Source organism: Mycobacterium shunyiense, assembly GCF_058270035.1.
On record NZ_JBZDPT010000003.1, the window covers coordinates 159738 to 178884 of the forward strand.

A 19147-nucleotide genomic window follows, 5' to 3' on the forward strand; every position below is an offset into this window, starting at 1 on the left:
GCAAAAGGCCGACTATCTACCCAGGTCAGATGGTGTTTTCATCGGCAACAAGTTCAACCAGATTGGCAATCCAGATGGCACGAATTACCAGCATCCTCCGAGTCAACACCTTGGCTGCGGTCCTCGGCGGCAGCGCCGTGGTCACAATGGGCGTCATCGCCGCCACCATGAGTGGAACACCGGAGGGCCCGGCCACCGTCGTCTCCGGCGGATCGATGACCCTCGGTGAGACCACGACCGTCACCTACACCGGCACGATCGCGCCGGCTGTGGCGGCGCCGGCGGTAAAGGCGCCACCCTATGGCGGTAGCGGCGGCTGATCGGCGCAGGCCTCCGCTGGATAGTCCGGTGTGGCGCACTGTGACGAGTGTGCAGGTTATCGCTCCGGCAGGTGTCGGACGGCGCAATAGGCTGCACACTCGTCACAGGGGCTGGGACAGGACATCAGGGGGCAGAACGCCGAACGGCCACCTCCTCGCGGAGATGGCCGTTCGGTGCGTTACGACGTGCTCAGCGCTTACCGGGACGCTTGGCGCCCGGCTTGATGCCAAGGCCCACGACCGGCGGTTCCGGCTTGGCGGGCTCGGCCGGCGCCTCGGCGGGCTTCTCAGCAGCCGGTTCCGGCGTCGGCTCGGCGGCGGGTGCAGCCGGGGCCGGGGTTGCCGGAGCAGCCGGAGCAGCCTTCTTGGCACCCGGCCGACGCGCGCCTGCGGCGATGCCCAGGCCCACGACCGGCGGTTCCGGCTTGGCCGGCTCAGCCGCCGCGGGAGCGGCAGCCGGTGCCTCCGCGGCGGGAGCTGCAGGAGCAGCCGACGCAGCAGGGGCCGCAGCCTTCTTGGCACCCGGACGCTTCGCGCCGGCCGCCATGCCCAGACCCTTCACCGGCGCCGCGGGAGCTGCCGGAGCGGCAGGCGCCTCGGCAGCCGGAGCGGCAGAGGCGGCAGGGGCCGCGGTCTTCTTGGCGCCGGGACGCTTGGCGCCTCCGGCGATGCCAAGGCCCTTGACCGGAGCTGCCGGAGCGGCGGCCTCGGCAGCCGGAGCTGCCGACGCAGCGGGAGCCGCGGTCTTCTTGGCGCCGGGACGCTTGGCGCCTCCGGCCATGCCCAGACCCTTGACCGGGGCCGCAGCTGCGGCCGGGGCTGCGGGAGCTTCGGCAGCGGGTGCTGCCTCAGCCGCCGGAGCTTCCTCGACCACCGGTGCCGGAGCCGGTGCCGCCGCTGCGGCCTTGGCCTCGGCTTCCGCGCGTGCCTCGGCTCGCTTTTCGGATTCCTTTGCCGCCGTGCCCTTCTCGGGCAGCGTGATGCCGCTCTTGTCCAGCGAGTTCAGCAGCAGCTGAGCCACGTCGAGCACTTCGGCCTTCTCGACGTTGCGCGCCGCGGCCACGTCGTCGACACCGTCGGTGATCATCACGCGGCAGAACGGGCAGCCGGTCGCGATGGTCGAGGCGGTGTCCATCGCCTCTTCGGTGCGCTCCACGTTCACGCGCTTGCCGATGTGCTCTTCCATCCACATCCGCGCGCCACCGGCACCACAGCACAGGCCGCGGTCGGCGTGGCGGGGCATTTCCTTGAGCGTCACGCCGGAGGCCTCGACCAGCTCGCGCGGAGCCTCGTAGACCTTGTTGTGACGACCAAGGAAGCACGGGTCGTGGTAGGTGACCTCGGGGCCGCCTGTGGACTTGACCGGCACCAGCTTCTTGTCCCGGACCAGGCGGTTCAACAGCTGCGTGTGGTGCACGACGGTGTAGTTGGCGCCCAGCTGCGGGTACTCGCGGCCGATCGTGTTGAAGCAGTGCGGGCAGGTGACGATGATCTTGCGGTCGACCGTCTCGACACCCTCGAACAGCTCGTTGATGGTCTCGACGTTCTGCGCGGCCAGCTGCTGGAACAGGAACTCGTTGCCGGAGCGGCGGGCCGAGTCACCCGTGCAGGTCTCGCCGGTGCCGAGCACCAGGAACTTCACGCCCGAGGCGGCAAGCAGCTCGGCGACGGCCTTCGTGGTCTTCTTGGCCCGGTCCTCGTAGGCGCCGGCACAGCCGACCCAGAACAGGTACTCGAAGCCGTCGAAGCTCTCGACATCCTCGCCGTAGACCGGGACGTCGAAGTCGACCTCGTCGATCCAGTTGGTGCGGTCCTTGGCGTTCTGGCCCCAGGGGTTGCCCTTGGTCTCCAGGTTCTTGAACAGCACACCGAGCTCACCGGGGAACTCCGACTCGACCATGACCTGGTAGCGGCGCATGTCGACGATGTGGTCGATGTGCTCGATGTCCACCGGGCACTGCTCGACGCAGGCGCCGCAGTTGGTGCAGGACCACAGCACGTCGGGATCGATCACGCCGCCCTGCTCAGCGGTGCCGACCAGCGGGCGCAGTGCCTGCTCGGGGCCGGAACCCTCGATGCGGGCGAAGCCGTCCTCAGGAACCCCGTGCCCATGCAGGCTGTCGCCCAGCTTGGCGAAGTCGACCGAACCCTCTTCGGGCATCGGCTTGCCCTCGATGATGTATGGAGCCTTCGCGAACAGGTGATCGCGCAGGTTCATCATCACGAGCTTGGGAGACAGCGGCTTGCCGGTGTTCCAGGCCGGGCACTGCGACTGGCAGCGACCGCACTCGGTACAGGTCGCCATGTCGAGGTTGGCCTTCCAGGTGAAGTCCTCGATGCGGCCCTTGCCGAACACCGCGTCTTCGGCGGGATCCTCGAAGTCGATCTTGTCGCCCTTGTATTCCATCGGCAGCAGCGGGCCGAGGCCGTCGGGCAGGCGCTTGAAGGTGACGTTGATCGGGGCCAGACCGATGTGCAGGTGCTTGGAGTGCAGCACGATCAGCAGGAAGGCCAGCATGACGCCGAGGTGGGCGAGCAGCGCGATGGTCTCGAGCCACACGTTGGCGGTGTGGCCAAGCGGAGCCAGCAGCGCGGCCATGCCGTCGGAGAAGAAGGCGCCGGACTGGTACGGGAAGTTCTCGCCCAGGACGTTGACGGCGGCACCGCGGAAGATCGCGTAGGTCAGGATGACCAGGAAGATCATGATCAGAATCGTCCAGGCGCCGCCGTTGTGCGAGCCGTAGAAGCGGGACTCGCGACCCAGCTGCTCGGGGTTCTTACGGATGCGGATGATCGCGAAGACGATGATGCCGGCCAGCACGGCGACGGCGAAGAAGTCCTGTAGGAAGCCCAGCACGGCCCAACGGCCGACGAACGGAATGTGGAACTCGGGGTTGAACAGAACCCCGTAGGCCTCGAGATACACCGTGGCGAGGACGAAGAAGCCCCACATGGTGAAGAAGTGCGCAAGGCCTGGGATGGACCACTTCAGCAGCTTCGACTGCGCGAAGACTTCTTTGTTCTGGTTCAGGAAACGCTGGACGAGATGGTCCTTGCGGCCACGCTCGTCGCCGACCTTCTGTCCCGAGCTGATCAGCTTGGTCAGCCACAGCACGCGCTTGCCGGCGAACACCAGCACGACGAGCGTTGCGAGCACACCGAGAATCAGTCGCGACACAACCAGTGTGTGTTCGAGACTCTCCACAGAAACGCCTCCATTCGGATGTTACCCGTGAGTAACTTGGGCATAGTTACCCGTCAGTAACTTAGCTTCCTTCAGCTCATAGTGACATTTCGGTGTTTCCCACCGCTACCGAGGCTTACCTAACTTTGAGGTCACTGTGGTATGGATCTCAGCCCTGCGGAGCCAGCATCGCCCTCAGCATCGACAACATCTCCGTGCGCGACTCGGCGCCGAGGCGCCGCCGGATGCGCGCCACATGGTGCTCGACGGTCTTCGCCGAGATGAACAACTGACTGCCGATGTCGCGGTAGGGCATGCCGAGCAGCAGCAGTTCGGCCACCTCACGTTCGCGGTCGGACAGCTTGGTCGACGACGGAGCCGGCGCCCGGGGTGCGGCGCCGGGCGGAGGGGCCGAGACGACTTCGACGTCCTCCACGGCACTGGTCTGCTTGAGGTCGCGGGCCAGTTGCAGCATCGCCTGGGACACCCGGGCATCCGGCGTCTGCAGTGCGGCCTGGCTGGCCAGCCGGGTGCCGTCCCAGGTCAGGCCGAACTGCGACAGCCCACGTGCCGCGGTCGTGACCTCGTCGGTGTCGACGTGATTGGCCAGCACCCGCAGCCAGATGCGCCCGGCGTTGGCCAGCGCGCGGGCGAACGCGCTCTGGCCGGCCGCCGCGGTCAGTGCCTGTCCGTGCGGAGCAACGGCTCCCGGCGAGTTGGCCAGGATCCCGGCGTGCACACCGGCCCAGTGCAGCGGCACCGACCACAACACCGGATTGCCGAGTGCCGCGAGCAGGCTCCACGCCTCGGACAGCGTGTGTTCCAGGCGGTCGACCTGACGCATCCTGGCCCCGGCCACCCACAACTCACCGAGCGGCAGCAGCGAGAACAGGTCGATCGAATACTCGGCGAGCACCTCGACCGCGGTAAACCAGTGCTTCTGGACGGCGCCGCTGTCTCCACTTCGCCGGGCGATCGCGGTACGCAGCGCCGCCGCCCACAACGCGTCGCGACGGTGCAGATCCTCACCCGCTTCGGCGGCGGCAGCATCCGCGCCGGCCGCGCCGAGCTGGCCATCCTGCATCTTCACCCAGCCCAACAGCAGCCGGTGGCGCGCCGCGCTGAACGCCTCGTCGCCGCTGCCGGCTCGCACCGCCCGGCTGATCACGCTGCGTGCCCGCACCGAGTCACCGCCGTGCAGGGCGGCCAACGTCACGAGGGCAGCCGGGGTGTCGGGGGCGACGCCGCCGGCCTGATATTCCGCGGTGACCGCCTGCCCCAGCCGGGCCACGGTCACGGCGAACGGCTGATCCAACGACAGCACCAGGCCTTCGGCCAGGTTGCGTGCCGCCCGCGCGGTGGAGGTGGGTGGTCCGGCCACCTCCGAGTTCGACGACGCCCGCGCCGCGTCGGCGTCACCCGCGGCAAGAAAAGAGGTCGCGGCGGCTGAGCTGATCAAAGTGTCCGGATAGGGGCCGAGCCACCGGAACAGGTCGGCGGCCTGGGCTGCGCCGCCGTCGTGCATGGCGACGCTGGCCGCGACCCGCACCGCGGTGGCGCGTTCGGAGGGGTCCTCGGATCCGAGCAGCTCATCGGCCATGCGGGCCGCGGTGGTGCAGTCTCCGGCCAACGCCAATGCGTCGGCCAGTCGGGTGCTCACCGCGGCGGCCCCGGCTGTGACCGCGGCGCGGTAGAGCCGAGCCGCCCGCGCCGGCCGGGCGCGATTGTGGGCAGCGTGCTCGGCCAGCGCCTCGGCCAGCCGGTCATCGCGTAGTCCGTGCTCGGCCAGGCGTACCGCGAGGTCGGCAGACAGGGTCGACAGTTCGAGTTGCGAAGTGAGCAGGGAGGTTTCGATCTCATGGTGGCGGGCGGCGCCGGCGATCTGGGCGAGCGATTCGTGTACCAACCGGACGAACCGCCGGTCGTGAGACGGCTCTACCAAGCCGCCGGCGCGGGCCCGATCCACCAGTGCCGACGCCTCGGCGCCGGTCAACCGCAGTGCTGCCGCGACGTCGTCGGGGCCGAGATCGTGGCTCAGTGACAGGATCAGCAGCGCATCGCGGGTGGCGTCGTCAACCAGTCGTAATCGGTGCAGCAGTGCGAACTTTGCCGCATCGGCCGGGGCCTCGACCGCATCTGCCGCTGCCCGCAACAGAAACGGCAAACCGGCGGTCGCGGCCAGCACCGATCTCACGGTTTCCACGGTCGCCGGTGATCCCAGCGCCGCGGTCAGCACCCGGCCCACCTCGGCTGCCGGCAGAGGGCCGAGCCGCAGCACCGGGTTCTCCCGCTCCAGAGCGGTGGCCAACGCGTGCAACGGCGGGCGGTGGGTCAACGGCTCACACGCCACCACCACCGTCGCCGAAGGATCCGCGACTTTCTCTGCAAGGCAATCGATTTCGGCGTCGCTCAGCTGGTCTGCATCGTCGACGACAAATGCCGCCTCGGCGGCATCGCCCGGTCGGGGAGCGCGGGTCAGCACGGTACGGCCGGCCTCGCGCAGTCCGCCACGGATTTCGGCGAGCACCGTGCTCTTGCCGGTTCCGATGCCGCCGGACAGCAGCAGCTTCACCGGCGCGGCCGGGTCGGCCTGCACCGCACCGATCGCCGTCCGGGCAGCCAACGGGAGCTCCGGAACGGGTTCCGGTGCCGGGGCGGTCATCAGCGCCGACCTAGGCTCCGCCGCCTGGGGCCTCCGCCGCCGCAGTGGTGGTAACCGGCGGCTGGGTGGTGGTCGGCGGCTTCGTCGTCGTCGGAGGCTGCGTGGTCGTCGTCGGCGGTTGCGTGGTCGTGGTCGTTGTCGTCGGTTGCGTGGTGGTCGTTGTGGTGGTCGTCGTTGTCGTGGTGGTTGTGGTCGGACTGGTCGTCGTGGTGGTTTCCGGTGCGGACGTCGTCGTCTCCGGCGGCGGCGGTGGCGGGACGACGACGGTGGTGGTCTTGACCCCGTCGGGCCCCTCGGTCACGGTCGTGATCGGCTCGGGCGGTGGACCCTCCGGGGACGGCCCCATCGAGTAGGTGGTGCTGGTCTCGGTGAGCGGGGTGGAATCCCCCTCGGAACTGGTCAACGTCACCGCGAGGCCGCCTGCGGCCAGCAGTACAGCCGCAGCCGCGGCCCCGAACAGGATCCCCGGACGTCTGTACCAGGGCAGCGGCGCCGGTTCGGCGTCGAACATCTCCTCTTCATGGCTGAACTGGACGGGTGGCCGCGCCGCGGTCGTGCCCGGCGCGGTTTCGTACTCGCCGCCCGCGTAGGGCACCGGTTCATTTCCGGGTGCATCGTCCTGCGACCAGGCCAGGGCACTCCCCGCATCCCCGTCGTCGGCCGACGGTTGCGCCATGGTGGCGCCCGCCGCCCAGGCAGCCGGTCCGAGGCTGGTGGGAGCCATGCCGGTGGGAGCATCGGCAGCCGCCACCTCGGGGGCCATGCCGGTCGGTGCAGCGGCGTCGATGACGCGCTCGGCGACGAGAGCGGCCCCCAGGGCCACATCGAGCTGCGGTCGCTGGGTTGTCACCACCGGGGCGCGCAACCGCTCGGACAGTCGCTGGGTCACCAGGGGGATCGCCGCTCCGCCGCCGACGGTGGCGACCGCGGTCACACTCGACAGCGCAATGTTGTTGCGCTGCAACGTGTCTTCCACGGCGTCCAACAGGCCACCCAGTGGCGCGGACATGAGTTGCTCTAGTTCTGAGCGGGTCACTCGGACGTCGGAGTTGAACCCGGGCAGTTCGGTGGGAATCGCTGTCGCGGTGTCGGCAGACAACCGCTCCTTGGCCTGACGGCATTCGGCCCGAAGCTTCGCCAGAGAACCGACCGCCGCGGTACCGGCCGGGTCGGAATCGTTGGCCGTCGCGATCCCGCTGAGCACGTGGTTGAGCAGCGCCTGGTCGATCTGATCGCCCGAGAAGTCCGGATAACGGAAAGTCGGTGCGATCGTGGCGAAATTGGCGCCGGCGTCGGCCAGCGTCACGCTCGTCCCGCTGCCGCCGAAATCGCACAGCACCACGACGCCGTCGGCGGGTAACCCCGGATCGGCCTGCAGCGCCGCCAGCGCGGTCAAGGAGTCGGGCACCAGCCCCGGCGGCACACCAGCCGGTGACAGCGCGGGCTTGTTGCGCAGTGCGCCACGTAAGGCGCCCACGGTGCTGGGACCCCAGTGCGCGGGTACTGCGATCACCACGGGCGCACCACCGCCGGCGGTGCGGGCCATGACGTCCAGGGCCTCGGCCAGTACCAGTTCACCTCGGTGCTGGGACCCGTCGGCCGCGACAAGGGGAACTGGGTCGCCGACGCGCTCCACGAAGCCGGCCAACGGCAACCCGCTGCCGGTGTACTCCCCGACGTCCGGCGCCCGGTCGTTGTGCAGCGTGAAAATCGATCGGCGGATCACCGGTTGGCGGCCTTCGCGGGCTGCCACCAGGTTGGTCATCCCGATCGACAACCCCAGTGAGTCGGTCATCAGGCGTCACTCCTGTTGTCTCGGCCGACCCTCACCCTAACCGCTGAGGCATCCAGGGCTCGGCATTGTTCCCCTAGTGGCGTCAATCCCCTAATGTCCACCCCCCTAATGGCGGGTGGGCGGGGGTGGGCTCGGCACCGATCCCAGCACCCCCACAGCTGGCTAGCATTCGAAGCGAACCGTTGAGGAGGTGGAGCATGGCGAACACATTGCTGGACTTTGTGATGTCGCTGGTGCGCGACCCTGACGCTGCTGCCCACTATGCCGCCGATCCGGCGCAGGCCATCGCCGACGCACATCTGACCGATGTGACCAGCGCGGACGTCAACAATCTGATTCCCGTCGTGTCGGAGTCGTTGTCGACATCCGGCGGTGGCGGCGCGTTCGGTGACCTGGCTGCCGCCGACCCGGGCGGCAATGTCTGGGCCAGTGGAGCGGCCACGGCGGCGTTCGACGCCTTCGGCGATCACGTGCCGGTCGATGCCCCCAACCATGCCTGGGATACGACGGCGGGGCAGGTGATCGACCAGTCGGGCTCGCTGGACCATCTGGTGTCCACCGGGCCGGTCATCGACGACATCGGCGTCCTTCAACAGCCGCTCGAAGACGTATCGCTACAGCTCAACGAGCCGGTCATCGAGGATGTGCCGGTCGCCGATCCGGTATCGGATGCCGTGTGGGATCACCACGTCGTCGACACCGAGCATCACACAGACGACCCGGGCGGCTTCGATATTTTCGACTGAAGCCCCCAGGCCTTCCAATAAGCGCGCGACCCATGCGGTCGCGCGCTTATTGCGTTTTACCTGCGGAAACATCAGGACGTGCGGGGCTGCCAGCCCATCCCCTACGGATCCCCTATACCCCTATTGGGGGAACCCCCAGCACCCCGGGTGGGGAAGATGCGGGGAGGGGAATCGACCCCGTTTCCGGTGTTGCGGCGCGCCCATAACGTTGTCTCCAGATCGCCGGAGAGCCCGGCACGGGGAGTCACCAGACACTCCACAGAAACATCCGAAAGGTTGGAGCAATGACCACTCTGATCGACTTCATCCTGGACCTGTTCCGCAGCCCCGCCTCGGCAGCTTCGTTCATCGCCGACCCGGACGGCAGCCTGCGTGACGCCGGCCTGCCGAACGTGACCGCGGCCCAGCTGCACGCCGTTGCGGCCACCGCCGCCCCGGCCGGTGTCCTCCTCGGTGGCGGCAACCCGGTACTCGGCCTGCAGCGCGCGGTCGCCGACCACCACAGCATCCCGGCCTCCTTCGGGAACCAGGTCGCCTCGCCCTTCTCCCCGCAGACGCAGTTCGCGCCGGAGGTTGCCAGCAACAACGACACCGAGTGGGCCAGTCACAACAACGTGCCGGTGATGAGCCCCAACCAGGACGCCGGCGCCAACGCCCAGCAGGGCGCCTTCAACCTGGGCTTCGGTGACATCACCCTCGGCGACAAGAGCACCAACACCGCCACCAATGGTGGCGTGGTGGTCGACGGGGAGAACAAGGGCGACATCGTCAGCGGTGACGGCGCCGTGCTCGGCGACGGCAACACCACCAACAACGGTGACGTCTGGGCCGGTTCCGGTTCGCACGTCAACGTCGGTGAGGGCAACGCCATCGAGGACAGCTCGCAGCACGCCGGCGGCGACGTGGTGTCCGGCAACGACGGTCCGGTGATCAAGGACGTCGACATGAGCGGTGGCCACGGCGGCGGCGCGTCCGGCGGCGACAGCCTGATCGGGATCGGCAGCGGCGGTGCGTCCGGCGGCGATGGCGGCAACGCCGGCTCGATCATCCTCACCGATGCCTCGACCCACGCGGTCGGCGGTAACCAGACCACGGTCGACGGTGACTACGGCAGCCGCAACACCCAGGACAACTCGACGCACACCTCGGTTCAGACCGAATCGACGCACAGTGTCGAGGACAACTCGTCGAGCTACACCTCGAACATCGGGTCGGGCAACGACACCGCGTTCGCGTCGAACAACGACACCGCGTCGCACAACGACACGTCCTTCGGGTCGCACAACGACACTAGCTCGGCGCTGGGCTCGGGCAACAGCTACGACTCGCACTCGCAGTCCCACACCGATGTCGCGTCGCACAACCCGATCGAAACCGGGTTCGACGCCTTCTGATCCGATCCCACAGGGGCGGGGGCCATCCGTTACGCGGGTGGCCCCCGTCCCGTTGGCGCGCCTACCGTTGAGCCCGGCATGCAGGAGGAAATCTGATGACGCAACCGAATGACCCGCGCAAGGTCAAGGTGATCGTCGAACTCATCGACCACACCAGCACGATTGCCGACACCTACGATCGCGGCGATCTGGTGGAGCGGCTCCGGGTGGCGAAGGTGCGCATCAGTGACCCACAGATCCGCGTGGTCATCGCCGGCCAGCTCAAGCAGGGCAAGAGCCAACTGCTCAACTCGCTGCTCAACATTCCGGTGGCCCGCGTCGGCGATGACGAATCCACCGTCCTGGCCACCGTCGTCGCCTACGGAGAGCAGCCGTCGGCACGGCTGGTGGTGGCCCGGCCCGACGGGGCCGAACCCGAACTGATCGAGATCCCGCCCTCGGAGGTGACCAACGACCTGCGTCGCGCTCCGCAGGCCGGCGGCCGTGAGGTGTTGCGAGTCGAGGTCACCGCGCCGAGCCCATTGCTCAAGGGCGGGTTGGCCTTCGTCGACACCCCGGGAGTTGGCGGGCTCGGGCAGCCGCACCTTTCGGCGACCCTGGGCCTGTTGCCCGACGCCGATGCGCTGCTGATGGTCAGCGACACCAGCCAGGAATTCACCGAGCCGGAAATGACCTTCATTCGCCAGGCGATCGAAATCTGTCCGGTGGCAACGGTTGTCGCCACCAAGACAGACCTTTACCCGCACTGGCGCGAGATCGTCGGCGCCAATACCGGCCACCTGCAACGGGCGGGTATATCGACCCCGATCACGCCTGTCTCCAGTGTGCTGCGCAGCCACGCAATCCAGCTCAACGACAAAGAACTCAACGAGGAGTCGAACTTCCCGGCCATCGTGAAGTTCCTGTCCGACCGCGTGCTGACCCGCGAGAGCGACCGGATTCGCGACCAGGTGGTCGCCGAAATCCAGTCAGCTGCAGAGCATCTGCTGTTGTCGGTTGACTCCGAGCTGTCTGCCTTCACCGATCCCGACGAACGTGAGCGGCTCACCGCCGAGCTGGAACGGCGCAAGCAGGAAGCCCAGGACGCCTTGCAGCAGACCGCCCTGTGGCAGCAGGTGCTCAACGACGGTATCGCCGACCTGACCGCCGACGTCGACCACGATCTGCGTAACCGGTTCCGCAACATCACCCAGCACGCAGAGAAGGTGATCGACACCGGCGACCCCACCCTGCACTGGGCCGAGATCGGCTCGGAGCTGGAGGAAGCGGTGGCAACCGCCGTCGGCGACAATTTCGTCTGGGCCTACCAGCGTGCCGAGGCACTGGCCGCCGAGGTGGCCCGCACCTTCACCGAGGCAGGTCTTGAGGCGGTGCAGCTGCCTCAGATCGACGCCCGCGACATGGGCGCCGGATTCGGCGAGATGAAATCGCTGGCCCGGCTGGAGGCCAAGCCGATCAAGGCCGGGCACAAGGTCATCACCGGCATGCGCGGTTCCTACGGCGGTGTGCTGATGTTCGGCATGCTGACGTCCTTCGCCGGACTCGGCATGTTCAACCCGCTGTCGCTGGGCGCCGGTCTGGTGCTGGGTCGCAAGGCCTACAAGGAGGACATGGAGAACCGCATGCTCCGCGTGCGTGGCGAGGCCAAGACCAACATGCGCAAGTTCATCGATGACGTCGCCTTCGTCGTCGGCAAGGAATCGCGGGACCGGCTCAAGGGCATTCAGCGGCAACTGCGCGACCACTACCGGGGGATCGCCAACCAGACCACCCGCTCGCTCAACGAATCGCTGCAGGCCACCCTTGCCGCGGCGAAGGTCGAGGAGAACGAGCGCAACACCCGGGTCAGGGAACTGGAACGCCAGAAGAACATCCTGACTCAGGTGGTCGACCACGCCCAGAACCTGGCCGGGGTGGGCAACTAGGCTCCGGAATAGGAGACAACGAGGACGATGACCGCGATCGTCGCAGTCAACGGAGCTGCCAGACAGCCGATCAGCATTCCGAGACCGACCTGTGTTGCCTTGCCTCCCGAGAAGTAGAGCAGGCCTCCGATCGCAGCCACGATCAGGAGCGCGGGCAAGACGATGTAGAGCAGGAAGATCACGAAGTATCCCATTGTCACAGCGGTGAATTCGAATATGAGACTGGTGATCAGAGCCGCCACGAAGCTGAGAGGACCGAACTTGGTCGGCGCGGGGCTGTCCGTCATTCGTAGATCCAGAACGCAGCGAGCAGCCAACCGATCAACACGGCTGCAGCCGAGCCGGCGACAGCCAGACCGACGCCGCGCCAGCGCGATGACCGGGCTTTCAGGAGCGCAATGCTGATCACGAGGGCGATCACGGCGGACATCGCAGCCCCGGCCGACATCACTATCGGGAACGGGTCGCCGACCAACACCCACTTTCGTGCCGCCCAGGTGGTCGACAGGAAGAGCATCAGCACCAACTGGAACACCAGCGGTACCGACCAGGTGGCGGCCCGCCAGGTGGCGGAACTGACTCTGCTCGCAGTTTCCATGTGCTGCACCTCCGTGCCGGCGGACCGAGAGGCCGACCGCGCGATCGCCCCGGTGAATATTCAAGCGTGTTCGGCACGTTTTAAGCTCGAAGGGTTACCTGGCGTCGAAAGGTTGGACCCCGCAGCGTGAGCACGGCCGATCAGGTGCGCTCGATTCTGGGCGGCACCATCAAGGCGTACCGGGGTGACCCGGCCTACCGCAATCGGCCCGACGTCCACAACGAGCTCGACCGCATCGGACGCCGGCTCAACCAGCCGATCCGCATCGCACTGGCCGGCACGCTCAAGGCAGGCAAGTCGACCCTCGTCAACGCGCTGGTCGGGGAGGACATCGCGCCCACCGATGCCACCGAGGCGACCCGCATCGTCACCTGGTTTCGGCATGGGCCCACGCCCAAGGTGACCGCCAACCACCGCGGCGGGCGGCGTGCCAATGTGCCGATCGCGCGGGACCCGCATGACCGCGGCCTGACGTTCAGCTTCGCCGGGCTGAACTCCGAGGACGTCGTCGATCTCGACGTCGAGTGGCCGGCCGCCGAGCTCATCGACACCACGATCATCGACACCCCGGGAACCTCGTCGCTGTCGCGAGACGTATCGATGCGGACTCACCGGCTCCTGGTGCCCGAGGACGGCGTTCCTCGTGTCGACGCCGTGGTGTTCCTGCTGCGCACCCTCAACGCCGCCGACATCGCCCTGCTCAAACAGATCGGTGAGCTCGTCGGCGGGTCCTCGGGTGCACTCGGTGTCATCGGCGTGGCCTCGCGGGCCGATGAGATCGGTGCCGGGCGCATCGACGCGATGATGTCGGCCAAAGACGTCGCCAAGCGGTTCACCGAGGAGATGGACAAGACCGGGATCTGCCAGGCCGTGGTCCCGGTGTCGGGTCTCCTCGCCCTGACCGCCCGCACCCTGCGGCAGAGCGAGTTCGTCGCGCTGCAGAAGCTCGCGGGCATCGAACCCGCCCAGCTGACCAAGGCGATGCTCTCGGTGGACCGGTTCGTCCGCGAGGACAGCTCGCTGCCGGTCGACGCGGCCACCCGCGCGGCGCTGCTGGACCGGTTCGGCATGTTCGGCATCCGGATCTCGATCGCGGTGATGCACGCCGGGGTGTCCGATTCCGTGGCACTGGCCGACGAACTGCTGGAACGCAGCGGCCTGATCGCCCTGCGCGACGTGATCGACCAGCAGTTCGCACAACGGTCGGAGCTGCTCAAGGCGCACACGGCGCTGCTGTCGTTGCGGCAGTTCGTGCAGCGCAACCCGATTTATGCGACGCCCTACATCCTTGCCGACATCGACCCGCTGCTCGCCGACACGCATGCCTTCGAGGAGCTGCGGTTGCTCAGCCTGTTGCGCTCGCGTCCCACGACGCTGAACGAGGACGAGATGGCCTCACTTCGCCGCATCATCGGTGGCTCGGGCACCGATGCGGCCAGCCGGCTCGGGCTGCAGCCCGATGCGCCGTTCGACGGGCCCCGCGCGGCCTTCGCGGCGGCGCAGCGTTGGCGGCGGCGCGCCGAGCATCCCCTCAACGACCCCTTCACCACGCGGGCCTGTCGGGCCGCGGTCCGCAGCGCCGAGGCGCTGGTGGCCGAGTACTCGGCGCGGCACTAACGAATCGGGCTCCGCCGCCGACATACAGGTATGCGTGATTGCCTGGGGTTGTCCGTGGGGGCGACCAATCTGGTGGCGATCGCCGACCACACGCCGTTGGTGCGGCGGGCGGTGCTCACCGTGTCCGGGCATCGTGGGCCTGTGGTCGGTGCGCCGTCCTTGGCCGATGGCGGGCTGGTGTTCACCGATTTCGTGGGACGGGTCGGCGATCCGGTGCCGTTGGTCGCCGCCGACGGTTCGATGCATCGCGCGGAGCAGTTGTTGGCCGGGGCGATCGAGGCGCTGACGCGTGAGGTGAGCCCCGCGCAGCGTCCGGATGCCTCGGTGGTGGCGGTGCCCTCGCATTGGAGCCCGGCGGCTGTCGATTCTGTGCGGCGGGCGATGCCCGGCGTCCGGGTGATTCCCGATTCGGTCGCCGCGCTCACGGCCATCCAGTCGTATCCGGGCCTGCCGGCCCGCGGCGTGGTCGCCCTGTGCGACTTCGGCGGGACCGGTACCAGCCTGACCTTGGCCGACGCTGCCGCGGGATTTGCGACCATCGGCCAGACCGTGCGGTTCGACGAGTTTTCCGGCGATCTGATCGACCAGGAAGTGCTGCGACTCGTCCTGCGCAATCTGGAGGCCGAACCCGCCGGCACTGCAGCGGTGAGCACACTGGCGCGGCTGCGGGATGAGTGCCGCGATGCCAAGGAACGGTTGAGCGATCAGAGTGCCACCAGCCTGGCCGGGGTTGGCGGTGCAATGAGGCTCACCCGTGCCGAACTCGACGCGGTAGTCGACCAGCCGCTCGGTGGCGTCATCGAGGCCATGCTGGACCTGCTGCGTCGCAACGGTATTCACCCTGCGCAGCTGGCGGCATTGGTAACCGTCGGTGGTGGAGCGCGGATACCACTTGTCACCCAAGGGCTTTCATCGGCTTTCCGGCTTCCGGTCACCACCGTGCCGCAGGCCCAGGTTATCGCCGCGGTCGGTGCCGGCCTGCTGGCCCGACGCGGGGTCGACGAGACGGCAACGCAGGTGGCGGTTGGTCCTGTGGCCGCTCCTGCGCCTGCGTCTGCTGTCTCGGCTTCGGCTGCTTCGGCGACCGGCACGGTGGCCGCATCCGCGCTGGCCTGGTCGGTGGAAGACTCGGCGGCTGAGGTCGCCGAGTTCATTCCCGAATCGGTGACCGAGGATTCGGCCCGGCCCGAATTCGTGTTCTCCGAACCGCCTATGGCGCCCGCTCCAGCGCGTGTTGCCTGGTACCGGCGTGGCGGTGTGGTGACCTATGCAGCGGTGTTCCTGGCCGTGGTCGGCACCGTCGGCATGGTGTTGTCGGCACGGGCCGATCGCCTCGACGCCGCAGTGTCCGGACTGCTGGGGCCACAAACCGTTCCGGCCGAATCCCCCTTGGCCCAGGCCGCGCCCGCACCGCCCACCCGGACCGTGGTGGTGCGTGATCCGTCCTGGCCAGGTCCTGGTCCCGGTGCGCCCGCACAAGCTGCGCCGCGTCCGGCGGCCGCACCACGGCTGGTGCAGAGTGCGCAGAGCCCAGCCGCACCGCAGCGAGTGGCTCCCGCGCCGCAGGCGCCCCTGCCACCGCCGGCCGCCCCGGCACCCGCGCCGCTGCCTGCACCTCCGGTAGCACTGCCGCCGATTGCGGTGCCGCCGTTGGTTTTTCCGCCCGTCGCGCTTCCACAGTTGCCGATCCCGACGTTCACGCCGCCGTCGAGCCCATCATCTTCACCTGGCCCGTCGCCGACTCCTTCGCCGACGCCGGAGCCGACACATGCGCCAGAGCCCACACTCACGCCGGAGCCGACACATGCGCCAGAGCCGACGCACACGCCGGAGCCCACCAAGGCACCCGAGCCCACGCCCGCAGCCACGCCCACTTCAGCTGCCCCGGCACCCTGAATGGATCAACACCGAGGATTACTGCTCGATAGTGACTGCAATCCTCGGTGTTGACGACTATGCGGCGCGGTCGAGTCGAGTGAACTCACACTCCGGCCCACATGGATGGCCGGCGACCGCGATTCCGTGTCGCTCGAGCACCTGGGCGATCTTGCCTGCTGTCTGACAAGGCCGGTCGAAGACCTGCCCGTAGGACAGCCTGACTGTCGAACGACCGTCGACGGCGGCGTCGAGATCCCGCTCGAAATCCGCATCGCGCCTGGTCGCCGAATCGTGATACACCCGGCCGTCGAGTTCGACGATGAGCTGTTCGCCGTACTCGGTATCGCGATAGCAGACACCGACGGATGACGTGGCCCGTTTCTGCCGCTCGGCTCGGGGGAGACCGTGCGGGCGCTCGACGCGAACGAGATAGCCGTGCTCGAGCACCGAGCAGGTGCCCTCGGCGATATCAACCAACACCGAGCGTAACCACCGGCGACGGCGGACCCGTGCCCGAGAATCGAGCACTTGCAGTAACCGATGGGCGGTGGTTCGCCGCGATTGACAGGCATTGGCCAGGACCGCAATGGCATCGAGTTCGGACGCGGCGCGGCATGCAACGTCGAGCGCGGCTTCGTCGTAACGCATCCGCGGTGGGCCGACGTTCCACAGCACTCGCTCGTCAAGATTCACAAGGTGGTGGATGCGGACTCCGGTCGGTTCCGCCAATATCGCCCGGTATTGCGCGACCGCAACATGGATGGGCAACGCGTCGGCTCCCATGGCCGATTCGAAACACAGCGCCGCCGGCGACGCGTAAAGGACTGCGGCCCAGGCGCGTTGCGCCCACGTCAGCGGGCCGGTGTGGTCGACATACACCCCGGCGTGGACTCGCGCCCACTCGTTGCGTCTGAGCAGCCGCCGTATCTCATGCTCCAGCAGACCCGCATCCAACGCCTGTCGACGCGAGATCACCCCATTCTGTTGGCGGAGCACGTCGTCAACTTCCACCAACTCGATACTTGTGGACAGGCGCGACGGCGAAAAGAAGCATTTCGAGGACCTGTGGATAACCTGCGCCGAGCCGGTTAGGGGTTACCCGCGGGCGGCGGCGTTGTCGTCGTCACCGGCGCAGTGGTGGTTGTCGTCGGCGGGGGCGTCGTCGTGGTCGTGGTCTCGGTCGTCGTGACGGGCTCAGTGGTTGTGGTCGTGGCGGTGGTTTCCTCGACCGTGGTGGTCGGTACGACCGTCTCGGTGACCGTGTGAGTGGGCGCCGGAACCACCGGGGCCGAGCTGGCGACCGATGTGGTGGTGGTTGCCGTGGTCGACGTGGTGGTAGTCGTGGTCGTCGACGAGGAATCAGACGAGAACAACTGCACCAGGGCATAGATGACCAGCGCCGCGATCACTGCACCAGCAGCGCCCATGCCGACCAGCGCAGCGGGCTTGCGGTACCACGGGACGGCCTCGGGAGTGGGCGGCGCGGGCGCTTCGGAGTACTCGCCGTAGCTGGGCGCGTACTGGGTGGGCTCGTCGTCGTCGTAATAGTTCGACACGCGCCGATGGTAGGCGCGCTCAGCCGCCCGGCGGGGGATACAGCGTGCGTGTCACGTTGGTACGCGGCCGGTAGTGCGTCGTGGGGTACTCGCCGTAGTCGGCGCCCGGCGACGTGTACGACGGCGTGGTCGTTGTCGTGGTCGTCGTTGTCGTCGTAGTGGTGGTCTCGGACGTCGTGGTGGGCGAGGTCTCGGTCGTCTCCGAGGACGAGGTGGTCGTGGTGTCGGACGGCACGCCGAACTCGGTGGTCACCGGCAGGCGGGAGGTGGTGGTCCGGGTCGTGGTGGACTTCGTGGTCTTCGAGGTCGACGTATAGGTGGGCGGGACGAAATCGATGGGAGCGTTCTCAGGCCCTCCGGAGCTGGTCAGCGAGATCACCGCCCACAGCAGCAAGCCGATCACGGCGAGCGCAGCAGCGCTGGCCCCCGCGACTGCCGGCGTCGAGTGATGCCAGGGCGCCTCGGGAGGCTGCCCCTGATCGTCCTCGTCACCGGCCACGGGCACCGATACTATGCCCGGCCCTGAAGCGGGCTTCGGTCAGCTCAACTGACGGATGACTTCACCGGCGAAGAGCTCGAGATGATCCAGATCGGACTGGTCGAGCATTTGCAGGTAGACCCGCTGCACACCGGCCTCCAGGAACGGTCCCAGCTTGTCGACGATCTCGGCGGGTGTGCCGACCAGGGGCGAATTGCTGCGCAGCTCGTCCACCTCGCGGTTGATCGCCGCGGCGCGCTGGGCGATCTGCGCTTCGTCGCGGCCTGCACACAGCACGAAGGCCGCCGAGTAGGTCACGGCGTCCGCGGCTCGTCCCGCTGCGGACACCGCGTCGGCCACTCGCGCGAACTGTGTTTTCAGGGTGTCCAGCGGCACGAACGGCACGTTGAACTCCGACGCGAACTCCGCGGCCAGCGCGGGCGTGCGCTTGGCGCCCAGCCCGCCGATGACGATCGGCAGAGTTGACTGTGCAGGCTTGGGCAGCGCCGGTGAGTCGACGACGGAGTAGTGCCTGCCGGTGAAGTCGAAAGTCTGCCCAACCGGCGTCTTCCACATACCGGTGAGGATGCGCAGCTGCTCTTCGAGCCGGTCGAAACGCTCACTCAGCGGCGGGAACGGGATGGCGTAGGCCTGGTGCTCGGCCTCGAACCAGCCCGCGCCGAGGCCCAATTCCACACGGCCACCGCTCATCTCGTCGACCTGTGCCGCCGAGATGGCCAGCGGCCCTGGATGGCGGAACGTGGCCGAGGTGACCATGGTGCCCAGTCGGATCGTCGAGGTCTCGCGTGCGAGACCGGCCAGCGTCACCCAGGAATCCGTCGGCCCGGGCAGGCCGTCACCACTCATCGCCAGGTAGTGGTCAGACCTGAAGAACGCCGAATATCCGAGCGATTCAGCGGCGCGGGCCACCGCGAGCTGGTCAGAGTAGGTAGCGCCTTGCTGGGGTTCGACGAATACACGGAAATCCACGACC

General features: G+C 68.0%; 15 protein-coding genes. 6 read left to right on the forward strand and 9 right to left on the reverse strand.

The features are described from left to right. Positions 1–74 precede the first annotated feature (74 nt). The gene (locus AC4ELS_RS03545) at positions 75–320 is read left to right on the forward strand and encodes a hypothetical protein (protein ID WP_064877821.1); all 246 of its coding nucleotides are present in this window, start codon (positions 75–77) and stop codon (positions 318–320) included. 190 nt (positions 321–510) lie between these two features. On the opposite strand, the gene AC4ELS_RS03550 is transcribed toward AC4ELS_RS03545, so the two are convergent. The 3 genes from AC4ELS_RS03550 to AC4ELS_RS03560 form a co-directional block, all read right to left on the reverse strand. Further along, positions 511–3498, reverse strand: a complete 2988-nt coding sequence (locus AC4ELS_RS03550; RefSeq protein ID WP_236734598.1) for a heterodisulfide reductase-related iron-sulfur binding cluster — start codon at positions 3496–3498, stop codon at positions 511–513. Positions 3499–3673: 175 nt separating this feature from the next. Beyond that, entirely contained in the window at positions 3674–6166 is a 2493-nt protein-coding gene (iniR, locus tag AC4ELS_RS03555; RefSeq protein ID WP_499045885.1) for an isoniazid response ATPase/transcriptional regulator IniR, read from the reverse strand. A gap of 10 nt (positions 6167–6176) precedes the next feature. After that, positions 6177–7961 carry an Hsp70 family protein gene (locus AC4ELS_RS03560; protein ID WP_499045888.1) on the reverse strand — a complete coding sequence of 595 codons (1785 nt, stop codon included), beginning with the start codon at positions 7959–7961 and terminating at the stop codon, positions 6177–6179. 197 nt (positions 7962–8158) lie between these two features. Between AC4ELS_RS03560 and AC4ELS_RS03565 the strand changes: the two genes are divergently transcribed. The 3 genes from AC4ELS_RS03565 to iniA all read left to right on the forward strand — a co-directional run bounded on the left by AC4ELS_RS03565 (position 8159) and on the right by iniA (position 12026). Continuing rightward, complete coding sequence (locus tag AC4ELS_RS03565; protein ID WP_064960960.1) at positions 8159–8707, forward strand: Rv0340 family IniB-related protein; 549 nt, start codon at positions 8159–8161, stop codon at positions 8705–8707. Positions 8708–8991: 284 nt separating this feature from the next. Beyond that, entirely contained in the window at positions 8992–10101 is a 1110-nt protein-coding gene (locus AC4ELS_RS03570; RefSeq protein ID WP_064886118.1) for an IniB N-terminal domain-containing protein, read from the forward strand. A 95-nt stretch (positions 10102–10196) separates the two neighbouring features. Further along, positions 10197–12026, forward strand: coding sequence for an isoniazid-induced dynamin-like GTPase IniA (gene iniA, locus AC4ELS_RS03575; RefSeq protein ID WP_448448415.1), 1830 nt, complete (start codon positions 10197–10199; stop codon positions 12024–12026). Here the strand turns inward: iniA and AC4ELS_RS03580 are convergent. Together AC4ELS_RS03580 and AC4ELS_RS03585 are read right to left on the reverse strand one after the other, a co-directional pair. Continuing rightward, entirely contained in the window at positions 12023–12313 is a 291-nt protein-coding gene (locus tag AC4ELS_RS03580) for a hypothetical protein (protein ID WP_448448416.1), read from the reverse strand. The genes iniA and AC4ELS_RS03580 overlap by 4 nt on opposite strands. Further along, positions 12310–12624, reverse strand: coding sequence for a hypothetical protein (locus AC4ELS_RS03585; protein ID WP_448448417.1), 315 nt, complete (start codon positions 12622–12624; stop codon positions 12310–12312). Before AC4ELS_RS03585 ends, AC4ELS_RS03580 begins: the two co-directional genes overlap by 4 nt. 126 nt (positions 12625–12750) lie before the next feature. On the opposite strand from AC4ELS_RS03585, the gene AC4ELS_RS03590 reads away from it, so the two are divergent. Further along, positions 12751–14241 carry a dynamin family protein gene (locus AC4ELS_RS03590; protein ID WP_448448418.1) on the forward strand — a complete coding sequence of 497 codons (1491 nt, stop codon included), beginning with the start codon at positions 12751–12753 and terminating at the stop codon, positions 14239–14241. A 30-nt stretch (positions 14242–14271) separates the two neighbouring features. Next, complete coding sequence (locus tag AC4ELS_RS03595) at positions 14272–16137, forward strand: Hsp70 family protein (protein WP_499045892.1); 1866 nt, start codon at positions 14272–14274, stop codon at positions 16135–16137. 57 nt (positions 16138–16194) lie between these two features. On the opposite strand, the gene AC4ELS_RS03600 is transcribed toward AC4ELS_RS03595, so the two are convergent. The 4 genes from AC4ELS_RS03600 to AC4ELS_RS03615 form a co-directional block, all read right to left on the reverse strand. Then, entirely contained in the window at positions 16195–17130 is a 936-nt protein-coding gene (locus AC4ELS_RS03600; protein ID WP_448448420.1) for a type IV toxin-antitoxin system AbiEi family antitoxin domain-containing protein, read from the reverse strand. 77 nt (positions 17131–17207) lie between these two features. Beyond that, positions 17208–17675: a hypothetical protein gene (locus AC4ELS_RS03605; protein ID WP_499045894.1), complete on the reverse strand. Its 468-nt coding sequence runs from the start codon at positions 17673–17675 to the stop codon at positions 17208–17210. Between the two features lie 19 nt (positions 17676–17694). Then, positions 17695–18174 carry a hypothetical protein gene (locus AC4ELS_RS03610; RefSeq protein WP_448448422.1) on the reverse strand — a complete coding sequence of 160 codons (480 nt, stop codon included), beginning with the start codon at positions 18172–18174 and terminating at the stop codon, positions 17695–17697. Between the two features lie 39 nt (positions 18175–18213). Next, positions 18214–19143, reverse strand: coding sequence for an LLM class F420-dependent oxidoreductase (locus AC4ELS_RS03615; RefSeq protein WP_499045896.1), 930 nt, complete (start codon positions 19141–19143; stop codon positions 18214–18216). Positions 19144–19147: the final 4 nt, after the last annotated feature.

What these genes read in the sequence shown, in the direction of transcription:
- AC4ELS_RS03545 (WP_064877821.1), top strand. Translation starts at nt 75, where the DNA reads ATGGCACGAATTACCAGCATCCTCCGAGTCAACACCTTGGCTGCGGTC.
- iniR (WP_499045885.1), bottom strand. Translation starts at nt 6,166, where the DNA reads ATGACCGCCCCGGCACCGGAACCCGTTCCGGAGCTCCCGTTGGCTGCC.
- AC4ELS_RS03560 (WP_499045888.1), bottom strand. Translation starts at nt 7,961, where the DNA reads ATGACCGACTCACTGGGGTTGTCGATCGGGATGACCAACCTGGTGGCA.
- AC4ELS_RS03565 (WP_064960960.1), top strand. Translation starts at nt 8,159, where the DNA reads ATGGCGAACACATTGCTGGACTTTGTGATGTCGCTGGTGCGCGACCCT.
- AC4ELS_RS03570 (WP_064886118.1), top strand. Translation starts at nt 8,992, where the DNA reads ATGACCACTCTGATCGACTTCATCCTGGACCTGTTCCGCAGCCCCGCC.
- iniA (WP_448448415.1), top strand. Translation starts at nt 10,197, where the DNA reads ATGACGCAACCGAATGACCCGCGCAAGGTCAAGGTGATCGTCGAACTC.
- AC4ELS_RS03580 (WP_448448416.1), bottom strand. Translation starts at nt 12,313, where the DNA reads ATGACGGACAGCCCCGCGCCGACCAAGTTCGGTCCTCTCAGCTTCGTG.
- AC4ELS_RS03585 (WP_448448417.1), bottom strand. Translation starts at nt 12,624, where the DNA reads ATGGAAACTGCGAGCAGAGTCAGTTCCGCCACCTGGCGGGCCGCCACC.
- AC4ELS_RS03595 (WP_499045892.1), top strand. Translation starts at nt 14,272, where the DNA reads ATGCGTGATTGCCTGGGGTTGTCCGTGGGGGCGACCAATCTGGTGGCG.